We start from the raw sequence: 18,090 nt of genomic DNA, 5'->3' as shown, positions 1-18,090 counted from the left end.
CGCATGAAAGCCATGATCCTCGCCGCCGGCCGCGGCGAACGCATGCGGCCCCTGACCGACACCTGCCCCAAGCCGCTGCTGAAGGTGCGCGGCCGCCCGCTGATCGTCTGGCACATCATGAACCTGGTGCGTGCCGGGATCACGGAGATTGTCATCAACCACGCCCACCTCGGCCACATGGTCGAGGAAGCGCTGGGCGACGGCGCGCAGTTCGGCGCCAGGATCCAGTATTCGCCGGAAGCGGAAGCGCTGGAAACGGCGGGCGGCGTTGCCAACGCGCTGCACCTGTTGGGGGATGAGCCCTTCCTGGTGCTGTCGGGCGACATCTACTGCCCGCACTTCGATTTTTCCGAAGCGCTGGACGTACTGAAGGACAATGACCACCGCGGCGACCCGTACCCCGCCCATGTGCGCGACATTGCCTGGATCTGGCTGACGCCCAATCCCTGGCACAATCCGGAAGGCGACTTCGCGCTGAAGCTGTACACCGTTTCCGGCCAGGGTACGCCGAAGTGGAACTTCGCCAATATCGGCGTGTACCGCCCCGAAATGTTCGCCGGCATTAAACCGGGCCAGAAGGCAGGCCTGGGCAAGCTGCTGTTCGAGTATGCCGACCAGGGCCGCATCGGCGGCGAGATCTACCAGGATGAATGGATCAACGTCGGCACCGTGCGCCAACTGGAAGAACTCAACGCATGAAACCCTACTCCGACCGCCGTGCGCGCCTGCTGGCCCAGATGGAACCGGGCAGCGTGGCGGTCGTCGGCACCGCGCCCGAAGCCACGCGCAATGCCGACACCGAATACCCCTACCGCCACGACAGCTCCTTTTATTACCTGACCGGCTTTAGCGAGCCGGAAGCGGTGCTGGTGCTGGCGGCGCCGCGCGGCAACGCTGCCGCGCAAGCGCTGCTGTTCTGCCGCGAGAAGCACCTGGAATCGGAAATCTGGGACGGCTACCGCTACGGCCCCGACGCTGCGCGCGATGCATTCGGCTTCGACTTGGCCTTCCCGGCCGGCGCACTGGACGAACATATGGTGCGCCTGCTGTCCAACGCCAGCGCGCTGTACGCCCCGCTGGCACGCGGCGGCGAAGAGCAGCAGCGGCGCTGGTTCGACGGCGTGCGCAGGCTTTCGCGCAGCGGCACCACTGCGCCGCCCGTGCTGCGCGACCTGCCGCCGCTGGTCGACGAAATGCGCCTGTTCAAGGACGAGCACGAAAGCGCCATCATGCTGCGCGCCGGCGAAATCTCCGCGGGCGCCCACGCCCGCGCCATGCGCTTCGCCGGCACCCGCGGCGCAGGCGTGTTCGAATACGAGCTGGAAGCCGAATTGCTGCACGAATTCCGCCGCCACGGCGCCCAGTTCCCGGCCTATACGCCGATCGTGGCCTCCGGACCCAACGCCTGCGTCCTGCATTACAACGCCAATAACCGCCGCACCCGGGATGGCGACCTGGTGCTGATCGATGCCGGTTGCGAGCTCGATGGCTATGCCTCCGACATCACCCGCACCTTCCCGGTCAACGGCCGCTTCAGTCCCGCCCAGCGCGAGCTGTATGAACTTGTGCTGGCTGCGCAGCAGGCTGCCTTCGACGCCATCGGGCCGGGCCGCAAATACCACGACGCCCACGACGCCGCAGTGCAGGTACTGGCGCAGGGCATGCTGGACTTCGGCCTGCTGCAAGGCACGCTGGATGAAGTGCTGGCCGAAAAGACATACACGCAGTTCTACATGCACGGCACCGGACACTGGATCGGCATGGACGTGCATGACGTCGGCCGGTACCGCGACGTGGCGCGCGAAGACAAGCCGTCGCGCCTGCTGCAAGCCGGCATGGCGATGACGGTGGAACCCGGCATCTACGTGCGGCCGGCCGAAGGCGTGCCGGAAAAATACTGGAATATCGGCATCCGCATCGAGGACGACGTGATCGTCCGTGACGGCGGCTTCCAACTGCTGACAGGCGGCGCACCCAGGACGGTGGCCGAGATTGAAGCCTTGATGAAATGATCGATTACGATATCGCCATTTGCGGCGCCGGCCCGGCCGGCATGGCGCTGGCGGCGCTGCTGGTGAACCGCGGCGCCGATGCCGCCCGCATCGTGCTGGTGGACGCCAAGCCGCTGGAACACGCCATGCAGGACCCGCGCACCCTGGCCTTGTCCTACGGCAGCCGCCAGATCCTCGAGCAGGTCGGCGCCTGGCCGATCCACGCCACCGCCATCCACGACATCCACGTCTCGCGGCGCGGGCAGTTCGGCCGCAGCATGATCACGCGCGACGAACACAGGCTGCCGGCGCTAGGCTACGTCACCCGCTACGGCGCCATCGTCGAAGCGCTGGGCGCCGTGTGCAACCGGCTCGGCATCGGCGCCCTGCGCCCGGTGCGCGTCAGCGGCAGCGACGAAGCGGCCGACAGCGTCGCCCTGCACCTCGAAAGCGAAGGCCAGGCTGCGCGCGTGCTGCGCGCAGCCGTAGTGGTGCAGGCCGAGGGCGGCCTGTTCGGCGAGCAGGCCGACAAGGCCGAAACGCGCGACTACCGGCAAACCGCCATCATCGCCCAGGTCAACACCAGCGCCCCGGTGGCGCACCGCGCCTATGAACGCTTCACCAATGAAGGCCCGCTGGCCCTGCTGCCACAGGACGACGGCTACTCCCTGGTCTGGTGCGCCCGCCCCGCCAGCGCGCAAGCGCTCCTCGCCTTGGACGATGCCGCCTTCCTCACCAAGCTGGGCGAAACCTTCGGCGAGCGCCTCGGCAAGTTCACACACGCCACGCGCCGCCTGGCCTTCCCGCTCGGCCTGAACGCCGGCGTCACGGGCAGCGCGCGCAGCGTGGCCATCGGCAACGCCGCCCAGACCCTGCACCCGGTGGCCGGCCAGGGCCTGAACCTGGGCCTGCGCGACGCCGCCGAACTGGCGCGCGTACTGGCACGCGGCGCCACGCCGCAAGCACTGGAGCAGTTCGCCGCCCAGCGCCGCCAGGACCGCAAGCTGACCGTGCGCCTGACCGACACCATGGCGCGCATCTTCGCCAATGAATCGGCGCTGCAGCCGCTGCTCGGCCTCGGCCTGGCAGCCATCGACGTCGCCGCCCCGGCGCGCGCCGTGCTGGCCGAGCTGATGATGTACGGCCGCCGTTAAGCAGGCACCCTGAACATGCCCGCGCTGCGCCCCCTGCTCGCCGCCTTGTTGCTGGCCCACCTGCAGCAGGCGGCTGCGACTCCGCCGCCACGGCCGCCGCCGTGCCCGGATATCGGCGCCGATAGCGCTTCCGTTACCAGCCTGCTGCACGCCATGACCGACGCCGGCGACCAGCATGTCCGCGAATGCGCGGTATCAGCCCTGGCCGCGCGCGGCAAGCCTGCCATGAATGCCTGGGTTGCGCTGCTGGGCAGCGGGGCGCCGGACTTGCGTGCAACTGGATGGTGGCAGGTGTACCGGGAACAGGGTTCGGACGCCTACGGCGGCGGCAGCCGCACGCTGGCCCACCTCGGCTTTCCTTCGTCAGCCCTCGCCAGCCTGCTGCCCGCGCCGGCTGCCGGCGCGTCGCCGCCGTGCGGCCCCGGCCGAACTGGCTATGCCGCCGACGCCGCCGCCAGCGCGCTGCCGGCCCTGCAGGCGGCCCTGGCAGGCGGCGCTGAACTCCAGGCCCGGACGGCAGCCATATGCGTAGGCGAGATGGGTGACTACGCACAGGCGCTGGCACCGCAGCTGATGGACGGCGGGCACTGGGAAATACTGCCACAGGTAGGCATTGGCATGGCCGAGCAGTTCGAGCGCTATATCTATCAGGGCGCAGGCAAGGGCAACTCCGGGGTGCCCCGGGTCGACGCCGAAAAGGTTGAAGCGCTCGGCGCCTTGCCGCCTTCGCTGGTGCCGCGGCTGGTCGTCCTGGCAGACGAAGCGGGTCCGTTGGCGCAGTATGCGGCGGGGCCTGTGCCATTTTTCGAGCACGGCAGCTACCGCTGGATTGCCGCCGCCCTGGCCGGTACCGGCAGCCCCGAAGCCGCGGCGTTCCTGGTGCGCAGCAAAGCGTTTGGCTACGCGGCCCGCATGGGCAATGTCGCCCTGCCGCTGTTGCTGGCGCTGCAGCCGTCCAACCTGGACGAACAGGTGCAGTGGATCAAGGCACTGGACGCCATCGGCACGCCCGCTGCCCGTCAGGCGGCGGCGCAGCAACTGGAGCGCAGCATGCCCGCACTGGTGGCAGCCCTGCATGACAGCAGCTGGGACTCCAGCGAGATCATCGGCAGGCGCAGTGCCTTCTCCCCGCCAGCCATCAAGCGCTTTATCGACCTCGGCGTGCTGGCCCGTGGCGGCAGCCCGCGCGTGCTGCCCCTGCTGCAGCACGAAAACGAGGCGGTGCGCGCCAAGGCTGCGGCGGTGCTGGCACATATGCAGGCGCTGGAAGCAGAGCCGCAGGTCGTGGCACTGTATCGGGCCAGCCGCACTGCAGGGCGCCCGGCAGGCGCGCCAGGCATCGAGCGCGGCGACCTTACGCGGGCCTACGGATCCGCGCTGGAAGCGCTACACCGGGCGCCCGGCTTCATCGCCACCCTGCCAACGGAAAGGCTTGCGGCACTGGCGATGCAGCCCCCCGGTTACGCCGATCCCGCGCTGAGCTACATCGGCGATACGGTGCCGGAACTGGCCCGGCGCCGCGCCCTGCCGGAATTGCTGCAGCTGCTGCCAACAGCCCCCGACAGGGCTTTGGCCGCCTTGCTGGGCTTGGGCGAAGCCGCGCGTCCCGCCCTGCCACAGCTACTGCAACTCCTGGACGACAAGCGCTTCGCCTATATGCTGGGCGACCCGGGCGGCCGCTACTTCCTGGGGCGCTGGGGGCTGCAATCGGAAGCGGACACGCGCCTGCTGGCGCGCCATGTGCTGGAAACCGCCAGCCCCGGCGGCCGCTATTACGGCGCCGAAGTGCTGGCCCATGCCGGCAATATTCCGGCCGATTCGCAAGCAGCGCTGCGCCAGGCATTACAGCAGCCCGCGCTGTGGGAATATGGCGGCGGACCGCCCGCCACGCTGCGCTTTGTGCTCACCGGCAAGCGCCACGGCGATGGCCCGCTGCTGGCGCCGACAGTACTGGCCCAGGAGCTGGCGAAGCAAAAGCACTGCCTCCAGAATTCCCCCGCAATGCAGCCCGAAGCATGCACCAGCCTGCGCCAGCTCGATGACGCCGGTGTAGCGGCGGTCGCGCCGCTGCTGGCCCACGCGGATCCGGCTGTGCGCCAGGGCGCCAGCGACTATCTGGGCGACGTCGGCGCCCGCGCCCGGCCCGCGCTGCCCCATATGGCGAAGCAGTTAGGCGATCCGATGCCCCTGGTACGCCGCGTTGCGGCCGACAATATCGCTCGTGTGCATGGCTATCAGGCGCCACCGCCGGCATTGGCCGAATACCTGGCGGGCGCGCTGCAAGGCAAGGACCCGGAGGAAAAGCAGGCCGCCGTCATGCTGCTGTCGCGCTTTCGGCAACTGCCGGCGAAAAGCGACAAGGCCCTGCTCGAGGCGCTAAGCGACCCCACGCTCCAGCGCTGGCGCAGCACCCTGCTCGCCGCACTGGGCAGGACCGGCAGCCAGCGTGCCGCGGCCTGGCTGTGCGCGCGCCTGGAAGAAGCTGCCACCCAGGCCGAACGTGACGATATCGCAGCAGCGCTGGCCGGCGCCGGCCCGGCAGCCGGCGCTGTACTGCAGCAGTACAGCGGTAAAGCCAGCGATCCCGATTTGCTGGCGGCGTATGCGCAGGCCATGGCAACGCATGATGCGGCGAGGTCCGCCGCCCTGGCGGAGGCTCTGCTGGCGCAACTGCAGGGCCAATTGGCCCTGCAGGACACGGAACAAGCGTCCCACGCAGCAGCCCGCCGCCGCGCCGCGCGCCGCCTCGGTGTCCTGATGCGTTTCAGCCGCAAGGCCGGTGACCTTGCCCAAAGCGCACTGGCGCAGCAAGACCGCCACGTCCGCGCACCGCTCATTTCCGCCCTGGCCCACAGCGGCGGGCCGGAAGCCGTGTCCATGCTGGAGCGCCTGGCGCAAGCCCACGAGGAAGACACGGGGGCAGTGAGGCAGGCCATCGACCAGATCAAATGGCGCCATCCCGATCCCGTGCAGCGCTGGCAGCGCTGCATTGAGGGGGACTGGGACCGATTGCGCGCCTTTGAGCGCTGCCGCGCCGGCCCGGCGGAAGGCTAGTCCAGTATGACGCATCCTGCCGCCATCGCCGCACGCCTTGCCCTGCTTGCCTCGCTGCTGCCGGCAACAGGCCAGGCGCGCGACAGGATGTCCTGGCTGATGCCCGACGTGCCGCCCGCCTCGATGCCGGTGGACGGCAAGCCCACCACCGGCATTGCCGACCAGATAGTGCTGTATATCGCGGCCCGCTGGCCCGACGCCGACCACCGCTTCATCTACGCCAATCCGAAGCGCACCTGGCTGATGATCGAGCGCGGCGAGCAAGCTTGCGTAGTGGCGGCCTTGCGCAATGCCGAAAGGGACAAGCTGGCCTACTTCGTCAACACCAACCTGGTGCCGCCGCTGCAGCTCGTGGTGCAGGAAAGGACCTTGCCGCGCCTGCCGTTGAACGCGCATGGCGAAACCGATTTGCAGAAATTGCTGACCGATCCCGTCTTGCGCGGCATCGTGGTGGAACGCCGCAGCTATGGTGCGGCAGTGGATGAATTGCTGGCGAAGCGCCCCGCCAATTCAAGGCTGGAGACCACCTCGGTGGGCGATTACGGGCGCAATGTGCTGAAGCTGGTGATGCATGGCCGCGCCGACTACACCCTCGACTACGACTACGCACTGCAATACGCCAGCAAATCGGAACCGGAGATCGGCCTGCTGAAAACCGTGCCGATCGCCCAAAACAACAAGCCCATGCTGGGCGGCATCGCCTGCCCGCGCAACGCCTGGGGCATGGCAACGGTGAAACGCATCGACCAGATCGTCGGCACACCCGAAGGCGCCGCCGCCATGATCAGAGCGCAGAACAGCTGGCACACCCAAGCCTCGCAGCAACGCTACGCCGCACAGATCAACGAATTCCAGCGCCAGCGCGCCAAACCCGCCCACTAAAGCAGAAGAGCCCGTGTCACACCTTGGGGTCACACCCCAAGGTGTGACACGGGCTGGGCTGTGGTTATTCGACGGCTTTCACCATGTCTTCCAGGACCTTCTTGGCGTCGCCGAACACCATCATGGTCTTGTCCATGTAGAACAGCTCGTTGTCCAGGCCTGCATAGCCGGATGCCATCGAGCGTTTGTTGACGATGATGGTCTTGGCCTTGTAGGCCTCGAGAATCGGCATGCCGGCGATCGGGGATTTCGGATCCTTCGCCGCCGGGTTCACCACGTCGTTCGCACCCAGCACCAGTACCACGTCGGCCTGCGCGAATTCGCTGTTGATGTCTTCCATCTCGAACACCTGGTCATATGGCACTTCGGCTTCCGCCAGCAGCACGTTCATATGGCCCGGCATGCGGCCTGCGACCGGGTGGATCGCGTATTTCACCGTCACGCCGTGGTGGCCCAGCTTTTCGACCAGTTCTTTCAGCGCGTGCTGGGCGCGCGCCACCGCCAGGCCGTAGCCGGGAACGATGATCACGGTTTCGGCATTCTGCATCAGGAACACGGCGTCGTCGGAGGAGCCGGATTTCACGTTGCGCTGCGCCTGCGCGCCGCCTGCCGTTGCCGCGGAAGTGTCGCCACCGAAGCCGCCCAGGATCACGTTGAAGAACGAGCGGTTCATCGCCTTGCACATGATGTAGGACAGGATCGCCCCCGAAGAACCGACCAGCGAACCGGCGATGATCAGCATCGAGTTATTGAGCGAGAAGCCAATGCCCGCCGCTGCCCAGCCGGAGTACGAGTTCAGCATCGACACCACCACCGGCATGTCGGCGCCGCCGATCGGGATGATGATCAGCACGCCCAGCACGAAGGCAATCGCCGTCATGATGAGGAATGGGGTCCAGGCCGGCTCGCTGCCGCCGCTGAACACGAACACCAGGCCCAGGCCGACCATGACCAGCGCCAGCACCAGGTTCAGCATGTGCTGGCCGCTGAACACTACCGGCGCGCCCTGGAACAGGCGGAACTTGTACTTGCCCGCCAGCTTGCCGAAGGCGATCACCGAACCGCTGAAAGTGATGGCGCCGACAAAGGTGCCGATGAACAGCTCGATGCGGTTGCCGACCGGCAGCGCCTGGCCGCGCGCTGCGATGCCGAAGGCGTGCGGCTCGGCCACCGCCGCAATGGCGATGCAGACCGCCGCCATGCCGATCAGCGAGTGCATGGCTGCTACCAGCTCCGGCATCTTGGTCATCTCGACGCGCTTGGCGAGGAAGGCGCCAATGCCGCCGCCAACCACCACGCCCAGTGCAACCAGGCCGAGGCCCAGGCCGCCGGAGCCGGAACGCGCCTGCACGTCCATGCCGAGGGCGCGTGCCGCCGCAGCCACCGCTTCCGCACCTTCCGATGCGGCGGCGATATCCGCTTTAAGGCGCAGGATCAGCGCGATGGTGGTCGCGGCCGCAATCGCCATGCCGGCCATGCCGAAGGCATTGCCCTTGCGTGCCGTTGCCGGCGACGATAACCCTTTCAGCGCCTGGATGAAGCAGACAGACGCGATCAGGTACATCATCGTGACAAGGTTCATGGTGATGAAGCTCATGCCTTGGCCTCCTTCTCGGCGGCCGAAGCCGCAGCACCTGCCGCAGGCGCCTTTTTCTCCTTCTTCTTGAACATCTCCAGCATGCGCTGGGTGACCAGGAAGCCACCGAAGACATTGACCGCGGCCAGCGCTACGGCGACCGTGCCCATGATTTGTCCAACCAGGCCTTCGGTCAGCGCGGCCGCCAGCATGGCGCCCACGATGATGATGGCCGATACGGCATTGGTTACCGCCATCAGCGGCGTATGCAGCGCCGGCGTGACGGTCCAGACCACGTGGTAGCCCACATACACGGCCAGCACAAAGATGATCAGGTTGATGATGGTGTGACTGACTTCCATTCCCGCCTCCTATTTCCGCAACTGCTCGCCGCCGTGGCAGACCAGCGTTGCTTTGATGATTTCATCCTCGCGGTCGATGACCAGCTTGTCTTCTTTATCGAACACCAGCTTGAGGAAGTCGAGCACGTTGCGCGCATACAGGGCGGAGGCATCCGCCGCCACGTGGCAGGCCAGGTTCGGCTCGCCGACGATATGCACGCCATGCTTGATGACCGTTTTGCCCAGTTCGGACAAGGGGCAATTGCCGCCCTGCTCCACCGCCAGGTCGACGATGACTGAGCCGGGCTTCATGGCCTTCACGGTTTCTTCGGAGATCAGCACCGGCGCCGGGCGGCCCGGTATCAGTGCCGTGGTGATGATGATGTCGGCCTGCCTGGCGCGTTCATGCACCAGCTCCGCCTGGCGTTTCATCCATTCAGGCGGCATCGGGCGCGCATAGCCGCCGGCGCCTTTGGCGATTTCGCGCTCTTCGTCGGTCAGGTAGGGCACGTCGATGAATTTTGCGCCGAGCGATTCCACCTGCTCTTTCACGGGTGGACGCACGTCGGACGCTTCGATCACCGCGCCCAGGCGCTTGGCGGTCGCAATGGCTTGCAGCCCGGCCACGCCGACGCCCATGATCAGCACACGGGCAGCTTTCACGGTACCCGCTGCGGTCATCAGCATGGGCATGAAACGCTGGTAGGTATTCGCGCCAACCATCACGGCCTTGTAGCCCGCGATATTGGCCTGGGAGGACAATACGTCCATCGACTGCGCGCGCGTGATACGCGGCACAGCTTCCAATGCAAACGCGGACAGGCCGGAAGCCGCCATGGCCGCAATGTTTTCCCCGTCAAAAGGATTCAGCATGCCGACCAGCACCGCGCCCGATTGCATCAGGCCGCGCTCCCCGGCGGTCGGGGCGCGTACCTTCAGTACCATTTCCGCGCCCAGCGCCTCTGCGGCGGTGCCGATGGTGGCGCCGGCAGCTGCATATGCTTCATCCGTCACCGAGGCAGAAATGCCGGCTCCCGCCTGCACGATCACCTGGTGTTTGACTGCTAGTTTCTTGACCGTCTCGGGCGTTGCCGCCACCCTGGTCTCCCCCGGCCTTGACTCGGCCGGTACGCCAATCTTCATAATGCCTCCAATAGTGGGAAAAACTGACTAAAATCTAACATGAAATGTTCTACGGCCAACATTACCTGTGCCGAATTGTTGCAATGCACAAGCATTTAACACCCGGGCAACAACGAAGAGGCAAGATCAGGCTACAATGTCGGGTCTTCTGAGGATGGACTAACATGCCGCGTACCTGGAAACCGAATGTCACAGTCGCCGCCGTCATAGAGCGCGACGGGAAGTTTCTTCTGATTGAGGAAGAAACCAGTGACGGCATTCGCCTGAACCAGCCGGCCGGCCACCTCGATCCGCTGGAATCGCTGGAACAGGCCGTAGTCCGCGAAACCCTGGAAGAAACCGCCTACGATTTCACCCCGACCGCCCTGGTGGGCATGTATATGTCGCGCTACCGCTCGGCACGTACCAGGCAGCTGGTGACATTCCTGCGCTTCGCTTTCTGCGGCGAAGTTGGCGCATACTATCCGGATCGGCCGCTGGATGATGGCATCCTGCGTACGCACTGGATGACGCGCGATGAAATCGCGGCCTGCCGCGAACGCCACCGCAGCCCGCTGCTGCTCACCTGCGTGGACGAATATTTGGCGGGCAAGCGTGCCCCGCTGGAAATCCTGCACACCCACGTATCGGTATTCGAGGAAGTCTGAGGACTTCCTCTAAGTTTGGACGATTTACAACATGAGCAAGAAAAAAGTGGTCATCGGCATGTCCGGTGGCGTTGATTCCTCCGTTTCCGCTTGGTTACTGAAAGAGCAAGGCTATGAAGTTGTCGGCCTGTTCATGAAGAACTGGGAAGACGACGACGATTCCGAATTCTGTTCTTCGCGCCAGGACTGGATCGACGCGGCCAGCGTGGCCGACGTGGTGGGCGTGGACATTGAAGCCGTCAACTTCGCCGCCGAATACAAGGACCGCGTGTTCGCCGAATTCCTGCGCGAATACCAGGCCGGCCGCACGCCGAACCCGGACGTTTTGTGCAATGCGGAGATCAAATTCAAGGCCTTCCTCGACCACGCCATGCTGCTGGGCGCGGACCTGATCGCCACCGGCCACTATGCGCGCGTGCGCCACAACACCGTGAGCGGCCGCCACGAGCTGCTGAAGGCAGTCGACCATACCAAGGACCAGAGCTACTTCCTGCACCGCCTGAACCAGGCGCAGCTGTCGAAGACCCTGTTCCCGCTGGGCGAAATCCCGAAAACCGAAGTGCGCAAGATCGCTGAGAAACTGCAGTTGCCGAACGCGGCCAAGAAAGACTCCACCGGTATCTGCTTCATCGGCGAGCGCCCGTTCCGCGAATTCCTGAACCGCTACCTGTCCTACAAGGCCGGCCCGATCAAGACCCCGGACGGCAAGGTGGTGGGCGAGCACGTCGGCCTGTCCTTCTATACCCTGGGCCAGCGCAAGGGCATCGGCATCGGCGGCGTGAAGACTTACCAGAATGCCGACGGTTCGTCGGACGCCTGGTACGTGGCGCGCAAGGACGTTGAAAACAATACGCTGTGGGTGGTGCAGGGCCACGACCATCCATGGCTGCTGTCGGAAGCGCTGCATGCAGCCCAGGCCAGCTGGGTTGCCGGCGTGGCGCCGGAAGCGGGACGTATCAGCGCCAAGACCCGCTACCGCCAGGCCGACGTGCCTTGCGACGTCGCCGCCGATGGCGACAGCGAATTCGCGCTGAAATTCATGGATGCCCAATGGGCGGTCACCCCGGGCCAGTCGGCCGTGCTGTACGACGGCGACGTTTGCCTGGGCGGCGGCATCATCAACGGTTCAAACTTCGTCTGATCCCTCGGCCGGGCTGGCGCCTTGCGCGTCGGCCTGCGCCTTCTGCTGCCGCTTCACCATCGCAAGAATGGTATTGCGAATGGTCTTCAATACTGTACCGCCATTGAACGGCTTCACGATATAGCCGTTGATGCCCATGGTATGGGCTTTCTGGATCGTGGCCTGGTCGAATTCCGACGAAATCATGAAAATCATGGCTTTCGGCCAATCCTTGCGCATGGCCAGCATGGACGGTTCGTCGGCCTCGATGCAGTCGCGCGAGACGCAGATGATCTGGGGCTGGTGTTTGATCAGCAGCACATTGCCCGCCACGCAGGTATGCGCCTGGCCGACCACGTCGTAGCCGCCGTCGATCAGCACCGTGTTGAGCAGGCCTCGTGCAATGGCGCTGCTGTCGATTAGGACCGCTTTTAACATCAGGAGTTTAACGGTGGTCCCAGGCCAGCATGTTCCAGCTCACGCCGATCCGGACGTCCGTTTTTAGTTGGACCAATTGACGAGAAAGATACAACATCTCGCGCTCTTTTCGTAGGCTTTCGCCGACTTTGTCCTTCAGGATGCCTGCGCCGGCCATGATTGCGTCCAGAGTGCCGTAAGTTCGCAACAGTTTGGCGGCGGTCTTCACGCCGACGTTGGAGACGCCGGGGATCGAGTCGGTTTCGTCGCCCATCAGCGCCAGCAGGTCGGGCAGCATGCCGGGTGTGACGCCCCACTTCTGCTCAACCCAGGCGCGGTCGTGCCATTCGGACTTGAAATGGTCCCAGATGCGCGCGCCTTCGGCGATCAGGCAGTGCAGGTCCTTGTCGGTGGTAGCCACCACCGCCTCGCCGCGGTTTTCGCTGAGCCAGCGCGTGACCACGGTGCCGATCACGTCGTCGGCCTCCACGTCAGGAATGGCAATCGGGCACATGCCGATCCTGGTCAGCTGCATGTAGAAATCGGGCAGCGCCTCGCGCAGCACTTCCGGCATCGGCTGGCGCCCTTCGCGGTAGCCCTTGAACAGGGTATGGCGCCAGGTAGGGCCGCCGTAATCGAAGGCAGGAAGGATATGGGTCGGCTCGTGGCCGTTGACCAGGCGCTGGAAAGCGTTGAACGCATGGCGCATGGCTATCTCGGCTTTGAGGTCGGAGTCCGGCTCCGGACTGGCCTCATACACACGCCGCACAATATTCAAACCATCAATGGCCAACAATCTTCCCGTCATGCCGCCATTTTACCGCACAGCTAGCGGGTCCCTATCCTTGTGTTGTCCTATCGCAGGCGCGCGCGCACTTCCATCAAGGCAAAGCCGAGCAGGTTCATGCCAGTCCATTCGAACGGGTTCTCTGCATGCGGTGAATCCGCGGCAAAGCCGGTTCCCCACACGAAATCAACCGGGCTCGCTTCCACCAGCACTTGTTCTCCAGTAGCGAGCAGGAATTTCCGCAGCGCAGGGTTCTGGGAAAACTTCGCTTGGTTGGCCTTGACCACGATATCCCAGCGGTTCTCCGCCCAAACCTCCTCATCGAAGCCTTCCACTTCGCGGCCGGCAGCTTTGGCCACGGCGGGGTTGGGCGATTGCAGGATGCGGCCAAGCGCAACGGCATCGTTGAACAGGCGCGCCTTCTGCGCCATCATGAAGTGCTCGGCCGTCGGATAGCGGGTGCCATCGACAGCAAACGCCGCCTCGAACCATTGGCTGAAACACGTCTTCGTGACGCCCCCGTCCTTCGATGGCCGATGTCCCCAGAACAGGAGCATCTTGGGCTGCCCGTGGTTTTGAATGTGCTCGCACAGCTCGACGACATTTCTCATTTGAATTCTTCTCCAGTGAACTGCGCTTCAAAGGCGGCAGCTGCTGCGCCCTTTCGGTCCAGAACGGAAAACGTGACGTGCTCGAATGCGTCAATGCGGGCCAGCATGGCCGCCTCTAGTTCGCCAAGGCGCTGCGGTTCATTGCGTGCGACTGCGCCGCGATTGACCGCCGGCGCGGTTAGCATCGACGCCACAAACGGTTCGTCCAGCAGGCCGTAATCGTCATCGCGGAACACCGGCACCTTGGGCGAATAAATCATGTCGTCCAGGTAGATGCACGACTTGTGCGCGCGGTTCGCTTCATACATTTCGGACTTCTGCACAATGCATGGAGCGCGAGTCGCGAGCGGATTTCTCGATTGGTCATTGTGATGTTCCTTTCTTGTTATTGTTGTTTGGTATCAAGCAGGAACATCATAAATCACTTAGTGTTATTTCGCAACTAAGTTAGGTTAAATTTCACACTAAGTTTATTTCAGCAGTTCGTACGGGCCGCCGCGCTCCAGGGCGCGCTGGTAGGCGGGCCGAGCGTGGATGCGCTGCAGGAAGGCTTGCAGGCGTGGATGGCTGGCCCCGAGTCCGCCGCGTGCGGCCGCCGCTTCCAGCGGGAAGCTCATCTGGATATCGGCGGCGCTGAACTCGTTGCCGGCGAACCAGTCGCGATTGGCGAGTTCGGACTCCAGGTAAGCCAGGTGACGGTCGATGTTCGGCTGCACGAAGCTCGACATCACTTTCTGCGCAATGGCGCGCTTGATCGGCTTGACGAAGAGCGGCGCCGGCGACGATTCAACCTTGTCGAATACCAGCTTCATCAGCAACGGCGGCATCAGCGAGCCTTCTGCGTAATGCATGAAGTAACGCCAGCGCAGCTTGTCAGGCGTGCCGGCCGGCGGCACCAGCCGGTCATTGCCGTGCTTTTCCACCAGGTACTCGAGGATGGCGCCCGATTCGGCCACGATAGTGCCCTCATGCTCGATTACAGGGGACTTGCCGAGCGGATGCACCTTGCTCAGCTCCGGCGGCGCCAGCATGGTCTTCGGATCGCGCTGGTAATGCTTGATTTCGTAGGCCAGCCCCAGCTCTTCCAGCAACCACAGCACGCGCTGCGAACGAGAGTTATTGAGGTGGTGGACGATGATCATGTGCGCTCCGCAGGATTAAAATGGAGCCATGACTTTACCACTGACCCAAGAATCCATCGCAACCCTGGTCCATGAGTTCTACGGCGGCGTGCGCGCTGATCCGGAACTGGGTCCGGTGTTCGATGCTGCCATCGATGATTGGGAGCCGCACCTGGCGCGCATGGTCGAATTCTGGAGCACCACCATGCTGGGCACCAAGAGCTTCCAGGGCAATGTCTACGGCAAGCATATGGCCCTGCCGGGCGTGCAGCCGCAGCATTTCCAGCGCTGGCTGGCGCTGTTCCAGTCGACGGTGGACCGCTTGTTCGAGCCGCCCGTAGCGGAAGAATTCCGCATCGTGGCCAGCCGCATCGCGCAAAGCCTGCAATACGGCTTTTTCGGCCAGGTGCATTTCAGCTGAAGGCATCGGCGGCGCTCATCACCGAATAGCTGGCTTGCCAGCGGCGCAGCGCGGCAGGCAGGGCCTGCATTGGTTGCGGCGCGACGATGAAGTCGCCGGCGGCGCGCGCGCAACCCGCTTCGCACACCTGCAGCCAGTCGAGCAGGTTGGAGACTTTGCAGCATCCGGCTACCTCGGAACCCCGCACTACCAGGCGCTCGGGCGCCACACCGGCTTGCGCCAGCAAGCCCCCGATCTGCGCCGCCAGCGCCGGCATCAATTGCAGCGGCAGGCACAAATCCAGCGCCAGCGAGAAGCTGTCGGCTTCCCACATGCGCAGCGCTGCCAATGCATCGCATACCATGTGCAGCACGAATACCTGCTGCAGGCCGGCCGCAGCCAGTTCGCCTGCGAAAGCGGAAAACGGCAGCACGCCGCGCTGCGGATGACGCCAGCGCACCGACGCCTGGATGCGTGACACGCTGCCGTCGCGCGCCGTCACATGCGGCTGGCACCAGAGTTCAAACTGGCCCAGTTCGAGCGCGTTACCAATCAAATTTCACCTCGGCGGAATACGAGCGCTGGGGATACGGATGGAAGTTCCAGTATTTGTAGTTGTTGGCATTGTCGATGCCGAGGGCGGCACTCCAGTGCTTGTCGATGCGGTAGCGCAGGCGTGCATCGACCGTGAAATACTTGCTGGCGCCCTGGTAGGCGAAACCGTTGATGTCGGTGTTGTCCAGCGTTGAGTACTGCTTGCCGCTGTAGCGCGCAGCCAGCGTGGCGGACAGCTTGTCGCTCACCCGGTAAGTCGCCACCGCGCTGGCGCGCCATTCAGGAATGCGCGGCTGCCACTTGCCTTCACTGGCCGGGAATTTCTCGTTGCGCTTGATCCTGGAGTCGGTCCAGGTCAGGCTGGCCTGCATGTCCAGGCCCTCGATCCATACGTTCTCGTTCGACCAGGCGGTTTCCAGGCCATGGGTGCGGATCAGGTCCACGTTCTGCACATTGGTCACGTTCGGCGTGACAAGCACATTGGTTTGCGAGTACAGCGCGTCGCGGTTGCGCTCGAAGAACGCGGTGATACGCAGGGCGGAATTGCCGACCAGGCGTTCGGCGCCCAGTTCCGTGGTCCAGGAGCGCTCGGCCTTCAGGTTCGGGTCGTTGTTGATCAGGGTACCGGTATTGTTGATGCCGCCCTGGTACAACTCGGACACGGTTGGCATGCGGATCGCACGACCGGCAGACGCCTTCAGCGTCCAGTCCTCGTTGGCCTGGAAAGCCAGCGCCGCCTTGGGCGAAACATAATTGCCGCTGCGTTTGGCGTGGCTCACGACCCTGGTCGCATTGGCGGTTTCGCCGTCGCGTCCTTCCCAGTGTTCAAAGCGTGCCCCGAGCACGGTTTTCCAGTCCCGCGCCAGTTTCCAGGTGTCCTGCAGGTACAGGCTGTCGATGCTGGTGCGGCCCGAGAACGACTGGTTGCGCGCACCCGGCTCGCCATTCAGCCAGTCGGTGGTGGCGCGTTCGATGGTGGACAGTTTATAGGCCGCACGCTGGTAGCCAAAGTCGAAGATGTGCGCGCCGCGCATGCCATCCGGACGGTACACGCCTTTCAGCGACAGGGTATTCCAGCCGGTGCCGCCCTGGTCCACGATACGGCCGGCGCCGCCGCCTGCCGCTGCCGGGCGCGCGGTAGTTGGCGCGCGCAGGATGTCGCGGCTGTAGTCATACAGGCTCGCCGCCGCTTCCCAGTCGAACACGCCCTTGGTATTGCTCTTCACCGTCAGGCCATGCATCAGGTGGCGCAATTCTTCTTTGCTGGAGTTGAAATCGGAAGCTGCCAGTGTGAAGCCGCGGTCATTGATCGATACCGGGCCGCTGAACACAGCCTTGCCTGCCATATCGCGCAGGTAGGTATTGGGCGTGCCGCTCGAATCATTCTGCCACCAGCCCAGCGAGTAGCTGGCGCGCACGGTCGGCGAAAAGTCATATGCCACCTTGATCTTGGCGTGGTCCTGCACCGTACTGTATTGGGTGGCGGTGCCGAGTATGTAGATGTCGCGGTTGGTACGGTCCTTGTCGGCCACGGCACCTGTGACAGGAACGCCGTTGCCGCCCGCCGCGCCGCTCGATATTGAGCGCGTGGTGTAAGTCTGGGGCTGGCCGTCGCTGTCGGTCCGGTTCACGCTGACAAACCATGACCAGGCGCCGTGGCGGTCGCCGAGCGACATGCTGGACTGACGCGCGGTCGAAGTCATATTCGTGTTGTACAGCTCAAACGGCTGGCGCACATACGCCACGCGGGCATGCGCTTCGAATTGCTTCGGCATGCGCGTCACATAATCAACTACCGCGCCAACCGAGTTGCCGCCGTAAGCCGCCGAGAATGGGCCGTACAGCACGTCGACACGCTCAATCTCTTCCGGCGCCACCATGCCCCAGCGCGGCGCAAACGTAGCGCCGTTGCCAAGATAGTTCGACAGCAGCACGCCATCAGCATACACCGCCGAACGCGCACTGTTGCCGGTGCCGGAGGCGCGGGTAGACAGCACGGCGTGGTTGTAGTCGCCGATATAGCGTTTGCGTACCAGAAGGCTTGGCAGGTACTTCAGCGCATCTTCCGCATCGCTGGCGTTGACCTGCTCTTCGATCTGGGCGCGGGTGATGCCCTCGATGGTGGTCGGGATCTGGGTCGGCAGCGAAGTCGGGTGGCTGCCGGCAATGACCACGGTGCCCACCATCTTGAGCGGCGATTCCCCTTCGTGATCGGCAAATGCCGGGGCCGGGAGGCCAGCCAGCAAGGCGGCGGCCAGGGGGATGAGGCGGGTGTTCATGATGCTTCCTTT

At 64.5% G+C, this 18,090-nt stretch carries 18 protein-coding genes; 8 read left to right on the top strand and 10 right to left on the bottom strand.

The genetic code is table 11. The annotated features are described in order from the left end of the window. Positions 1-3 precede the first annotated feature (3 nt). Genes murU through ASE26_RS27460 form a run of 5 tightly spaced genes read left to right on the top strand, consistent with a single transcriptional unit; the run spans position 4 to position 7,081 of the window. On the top strand, positions 4-699 hold the full coding sequence (murU, locus tag ASE26_RS27480; protein ID WP_057247317.1) for an N-acetylmuramate alpha-1-phosphate uridylyltransferase MurU: 696 nt from the start codon (positions 4-6) through the stop codon (positions 697-699). Next, on the top strand, positions 696-2,012 hold the full coding sequence (pepP, locus tag ASE26_RS27475; RefSeq protein ID WP_057247316.1) for a Xaa-Pro aminopeptidase: 1,317 nt from the start codon (positions 696-698) through the stop codon (positions 2,010-2,012). The genes murU and pepP overlap by 4 nt, the downstream gene beginning before the upstream one ends. Beyond that, positions 2,009-3,145, top strand: coding sequence for a UbiH/UbiF/VisC/COQ6 family ubiquinone biosynthesis hydroxylase (locus tag ASE26_RS27470; RefSeq protein WP_057247315.1), 1,137 nt, complete (start codon positions 2,009-2,011; stop codon positions 3,143-3,145). The genes pepP and ASE26_RS27470 overlap by 4 nt, the downstream gene beginning before the upstream one ends. A 15-nt stretch (positions 3,146-3,160) precedes the next feature. After that, positions 3,161-6,199, top strand: coding sequence for a hypothetical protein (locus ASE26_RS27465; protein ID WP_057247314.1), 3,039 nt, complete (start codon positions 3,161-3,163; stop codon positions 6,197-6,199). Positions 6,200-6,205: 6 nt separating this feature from the next. After that, positions 6,206-7,081: a TIGR02285 family protein gene (locus tag ASE26_RS27460; RefSeq protein ID WP_057247313.1), complete on the top strand. Its 876-nt coding sequence runs from the start codon at positions 6,206-6,208 to the stop codon at positions 7,079-7,081. A gap of 64 nt (positions 7,082-7,145) precedes the next feature. Here the strand turns inward: ASE26_RS27460 and ASE26_RS27455 are convergent, their stop codons facing one another. From ASE26_RS27455 to ASE26_RS27445, 3 genes are read right to left on the bottom strand one after another with little or no spacing between them, the layout of a single operon-like run. Beyond that, on the bottom strand, positions 7,146-8,678 hold the full coding sequence (locus ASE26_RS27455; RefSeq protein WP_055934220.1) for an NAD(P)(+) transhydrogenase (Re/Si-specific) subunit beta: 1,533 nt from the start codon (positions 8,676-8,678) through the stop codon (positions 7,146-7,148). Further along, complete coding sequence (locus tag ASE26_RS27450) at positions 8,675-9,019, bottom strand: proton-translocating transhydrogenase family protein (protein WP_055934222.1); 345 nt, start codon at positions 9,017-9,019, stop codon at positions 8,675-8,677. Before ASE26_RS27450 ends, ASE26_RS27455 begins: the two co-directional genes overlap by 4 nt. A 9-nt stretch (positions 9,020-9,028) precedes the next feature. Continuing rightward, a complete protein-coding gene (locus ASE26_RS27445) occupies positions 9,029-10,141 on the bottom strand; it encodes a Re/Si-specific NAD(P)(+) transhydrogenase subunit alpha (RefSeq protein ID WP_055934224.1) in 1,113 nt (370 codons plus the stop codon). Between the two features lie 164 nt (positions 10,142-10,305). Between ASE26_RS27445 and ASE26_RS27440 the strand changes: the two genes are divergently transcribed. Both ASE26_RS27440 and mnmA read left to right on the top strand, forming a co-directional pair. Continuing rightward, a complete protein-coding gene (locus ASE26_RS27440) occupies positions 10,306-10,788 on the top strand; it encodes an NUDIX hydrolase (protein WP_055934226.1) in 483 nt (160 codons plus the stop codon). Between the two features lie 31 nt (positions 10,789-10,819). Further along, positions 10,820-11,929 carry a tRNA 2-thiouridine(34) synthase MnmA gene (gene mnmA / locus ASE26_RS27435; RefSeq protein ID WP_055934228.1) on the top strand — a complete coding sequence of 370 codons (1,110 nt, stop codon included), beginning with the start codon at positions 10,820-10,822 and terminating at the stop codon, positions 11,927-11,929. Here the strand turns inward: mnmA and ASE26_RS27430 are convergent. The 5 genes from ASE26_RS27430 to ASE26_RS27410 all read right to left on the bottom strand — a co-directional run bounded on the left by ASE26_RS27430 (position 11,915) and on the right by ASE26_RS27410 (position 14,865). After that, the gene (locus ASE26_RS27430) at positions 11,915-12,346 is read right to left on the bottom strand and encodes a response regulator (protein ID WP_055934230.1); all 432 of its coding nucleotides are present in this window, start codon (positions 12,344-12,346) and stop codon (positions 11,915-11,917) included. The two genes, mnmA and ASE26_RS27430, sit on opposite strands and share 15 nt — an antisense overlap. Positions 12,347-12,353: 7 nt before the next feature. Next, entirely contained in the window at positions 12,354-13,133 is a 780-nt protein-coding gene (locus ASE26_RS27425; RefSeq protein WP_055934232.1) for a 5'-3' exonuclease H3TH domain-containing protein, read from the bottom strand. 47 nt (positions 13,134-13,180) lie between these two features. Continuing rightward, positions 13,181-13,723, bottom strand: coding sequence for an NADAR family protein (locus ASE26_RS27420; RefSeq protein ID WP_057247312.1), 543 nt, complete (start codon positions 13,721-13,723; stop codon positions 13,181-13,183). Next, positions 13,720-14,046, bottom strand: coding sequence for a TIGR02452 family protein (locus tag ASE26_RS27415; RefSeq protein WP_255357022.1), 327 nt, complete (start codon positions 14,044-14,046; stop codon positions 13,720-13,722). Before ASE26_RS27415 ends, ASE26_RS27420 begins: the two co-directional genes overlap by 4 nt. Positions 14,047-14,193: 147 nt before the next feature. Beyond that, complete coding sequence (locus ASE26_RS27410) at positions 14,194-14,865, bottom strand: glutathione S-transferase family protein (RefSeq protein WP_057247311.1); 672 nt, start codon at positions 14,863-14,865, stop codon at positions 14,194-14,196. 28 nt (positions 14,866-14,893) lie between these two features. Here ASE26_RS27410 and ASE26_RS27405 point away from each other — a divergent pair, with 28 nt between their 5' ends. Further along, positions 14,894-15,265 carry a group III truncated hemoglobin gene (locus tag ASE26_RS27405; protein WP_055934240.1) on the top strand — a complete coding sequence of 124 codons (372 nt, stop codon included), beginning with the start codon at positions 14,894-14,896 and terminating at the stop codon, positions 15,263-15,265. Here the strand turns inward: ASE26_RS27405 and ASE26_RS27400 are convergent. Together ASE26_RS27400 and ASE26_RS27395 are read right to left on the bottom strand one after the other, a co-directional pair. Continuing rightward, positions 15,258-15,800: an EAL domain-containing protein gene (locus tag ASE26_RS27400; protein WP_055934242.1), complete on the bottom strand. Its 543-nt coding sequence runs from the start codon at positions 15,798-15,800 to the stop codon at positions 15,258-15,260. The genes ASE26_RS27405 and ASE26_RS27400 overlap by 8 nt on opposite strands. Beyond that, positions 15,790-18,078, bottom strand: coding sequence for a TonB-dependent receptor (locus ASE26_RS27395; protein ID WP_057247310.1), 2,289 nt, complete (start codon positions 18,076-18,078; stop codon positions 15,790-15,792). Before ASE26_RS27395 ends, ASE26_RS27400 begins: the two co-directional genes overlap by 11 nt. Positions 18,079-18,090: the final 12 nt, after the last annotated feature.

The sequence above is a fragment of the Duganella sp. Root198D2 genome, assembly GCF_001428585.1.
In the GTDB taxonomy this organism is placed as follows: Bacteria; Pseudomonadota; Gammaproteobacteria; order Burkholderiales; family Burkholderiaceae_D; genus Rugamonas.
This window is presented reverse-complemented; position numbering and strand designations above follow the sequence as displayed.

Excerpts from the sequence above, each read along its gene's own strand:
- murU (WP_057247317.1), top strand. The coding sequence starts at position 4 with ATGAAAGCCATGATCCTCGCCGCCGGCCGCGGCGAACGCATGCGGCCC.
- pepP (WP_057247316.1), top strand. The coding sequence starts at position 696 with ATGAAACCCTACTCCGACCGCCGTGCGCGCCTGCTGGCCCAGATGGAA.
- ASE26_RS27470 (WP_057247315.1), top strand. The coding sequence starts at position 2,009 with ATGATCGATTACGATATCGCCATTTGCGGCGCCGGCCCGGCCGGCATG.
- ASE26_RS27465 (WP_057247314.1), top strand. The coding sequence starts at position 3,161 with ATGCCCGCGCTGCGCCCCCTGCTCGCCGCCTTGTTGCTGGCCCACCTG.
- ASE26_RS27460 (WP_057247313.1), top strand. The coding sequence starts at position 6,206 with ATGACGCATCCTGCCGCCATCGCCGCACGCCTTGCCCTGCTTGCCTCG.
- ASE26_RS27455 (WP_055934220.1), bottom strand. The coding sequence starts at position 8,678 with ATGAGCTTCATCACCATGAACCTTGTCACGATGATGTACCTGATCGCG.
- ASE26_RS27450 (WP_055934222.1), bottom strand. The coding sequence starts at position 9,019 with ATGGAAGTCAGTCACACCATCATCAACCTGATCATCTTTGTGCTGGCC.
- ASE26_RS27445 (WP_055934224.1), bottom strand. The coding sequence starts at position 10,141 with ATGAAGATTGGCGTACCGGCCGAGTCAAGGCCGGGGGAGACCAGGGTG.
- ASE26_RS27440 (WP_055934226.1), top strand. The coding sequence starts at position 10,306 with ATGCCGCGTACCTGGAAACCGAATGTCACAGTCGCCGCCGTCATAGAG.
- mnmA (WP_055934228.1), top strand. The coding sequence starts at position 10,820 with ATGAGCAAGAAAAAAGTGGTCATCGGCATGTCCGGTGGCGTTGATTCC.
- ASE26_RS27430 (WP_055934230.1), bottom strand. The coding sequence starts at position 12,346 with ATGTTAAAAGCGGTCCTAATCGACAGCAGCGCCATTGCACGAGGCCTG.
- ASE26_RS27425 (WP_055934232.1), bottom strand. The coding sequence starts at position 13,133 with ATGACGGGAAGATTGTTGGCCATTGATGGTTTGAATATTGTGCGGCGT.
- ASE26_RS27420 (WP_057247312.1), bottom strand. The coding sequence starts at position 13,723 with ATGAGAAATGTCGTCGAGCTGTGCGAGCACATTCAAAACCACGGGCAG.
- ASE26_RS27410 (WP_057247311.1), bottom strand. The coding sequence starts at position 14,865 with ATGATCATCGTCCACCACCTCAATAACTCTCGTTCGCAGCGCGTGCTG.
- ASE26_RS27405 (WP_055934240.1), top strand. The coding sequence starts at position 14,894 with ATGACTTTACCACTGACCCAAGAATCCATCGCAACCCTGGTCCATGAG.
- ASE26_RS27395 (WP_057247310.1), bottom strand. The coding sequence starts at position 18,078 with ATGAACACCCGCCTCATCCCCCTGGCCGCCGCCTTGCTGGCTGGCCTC.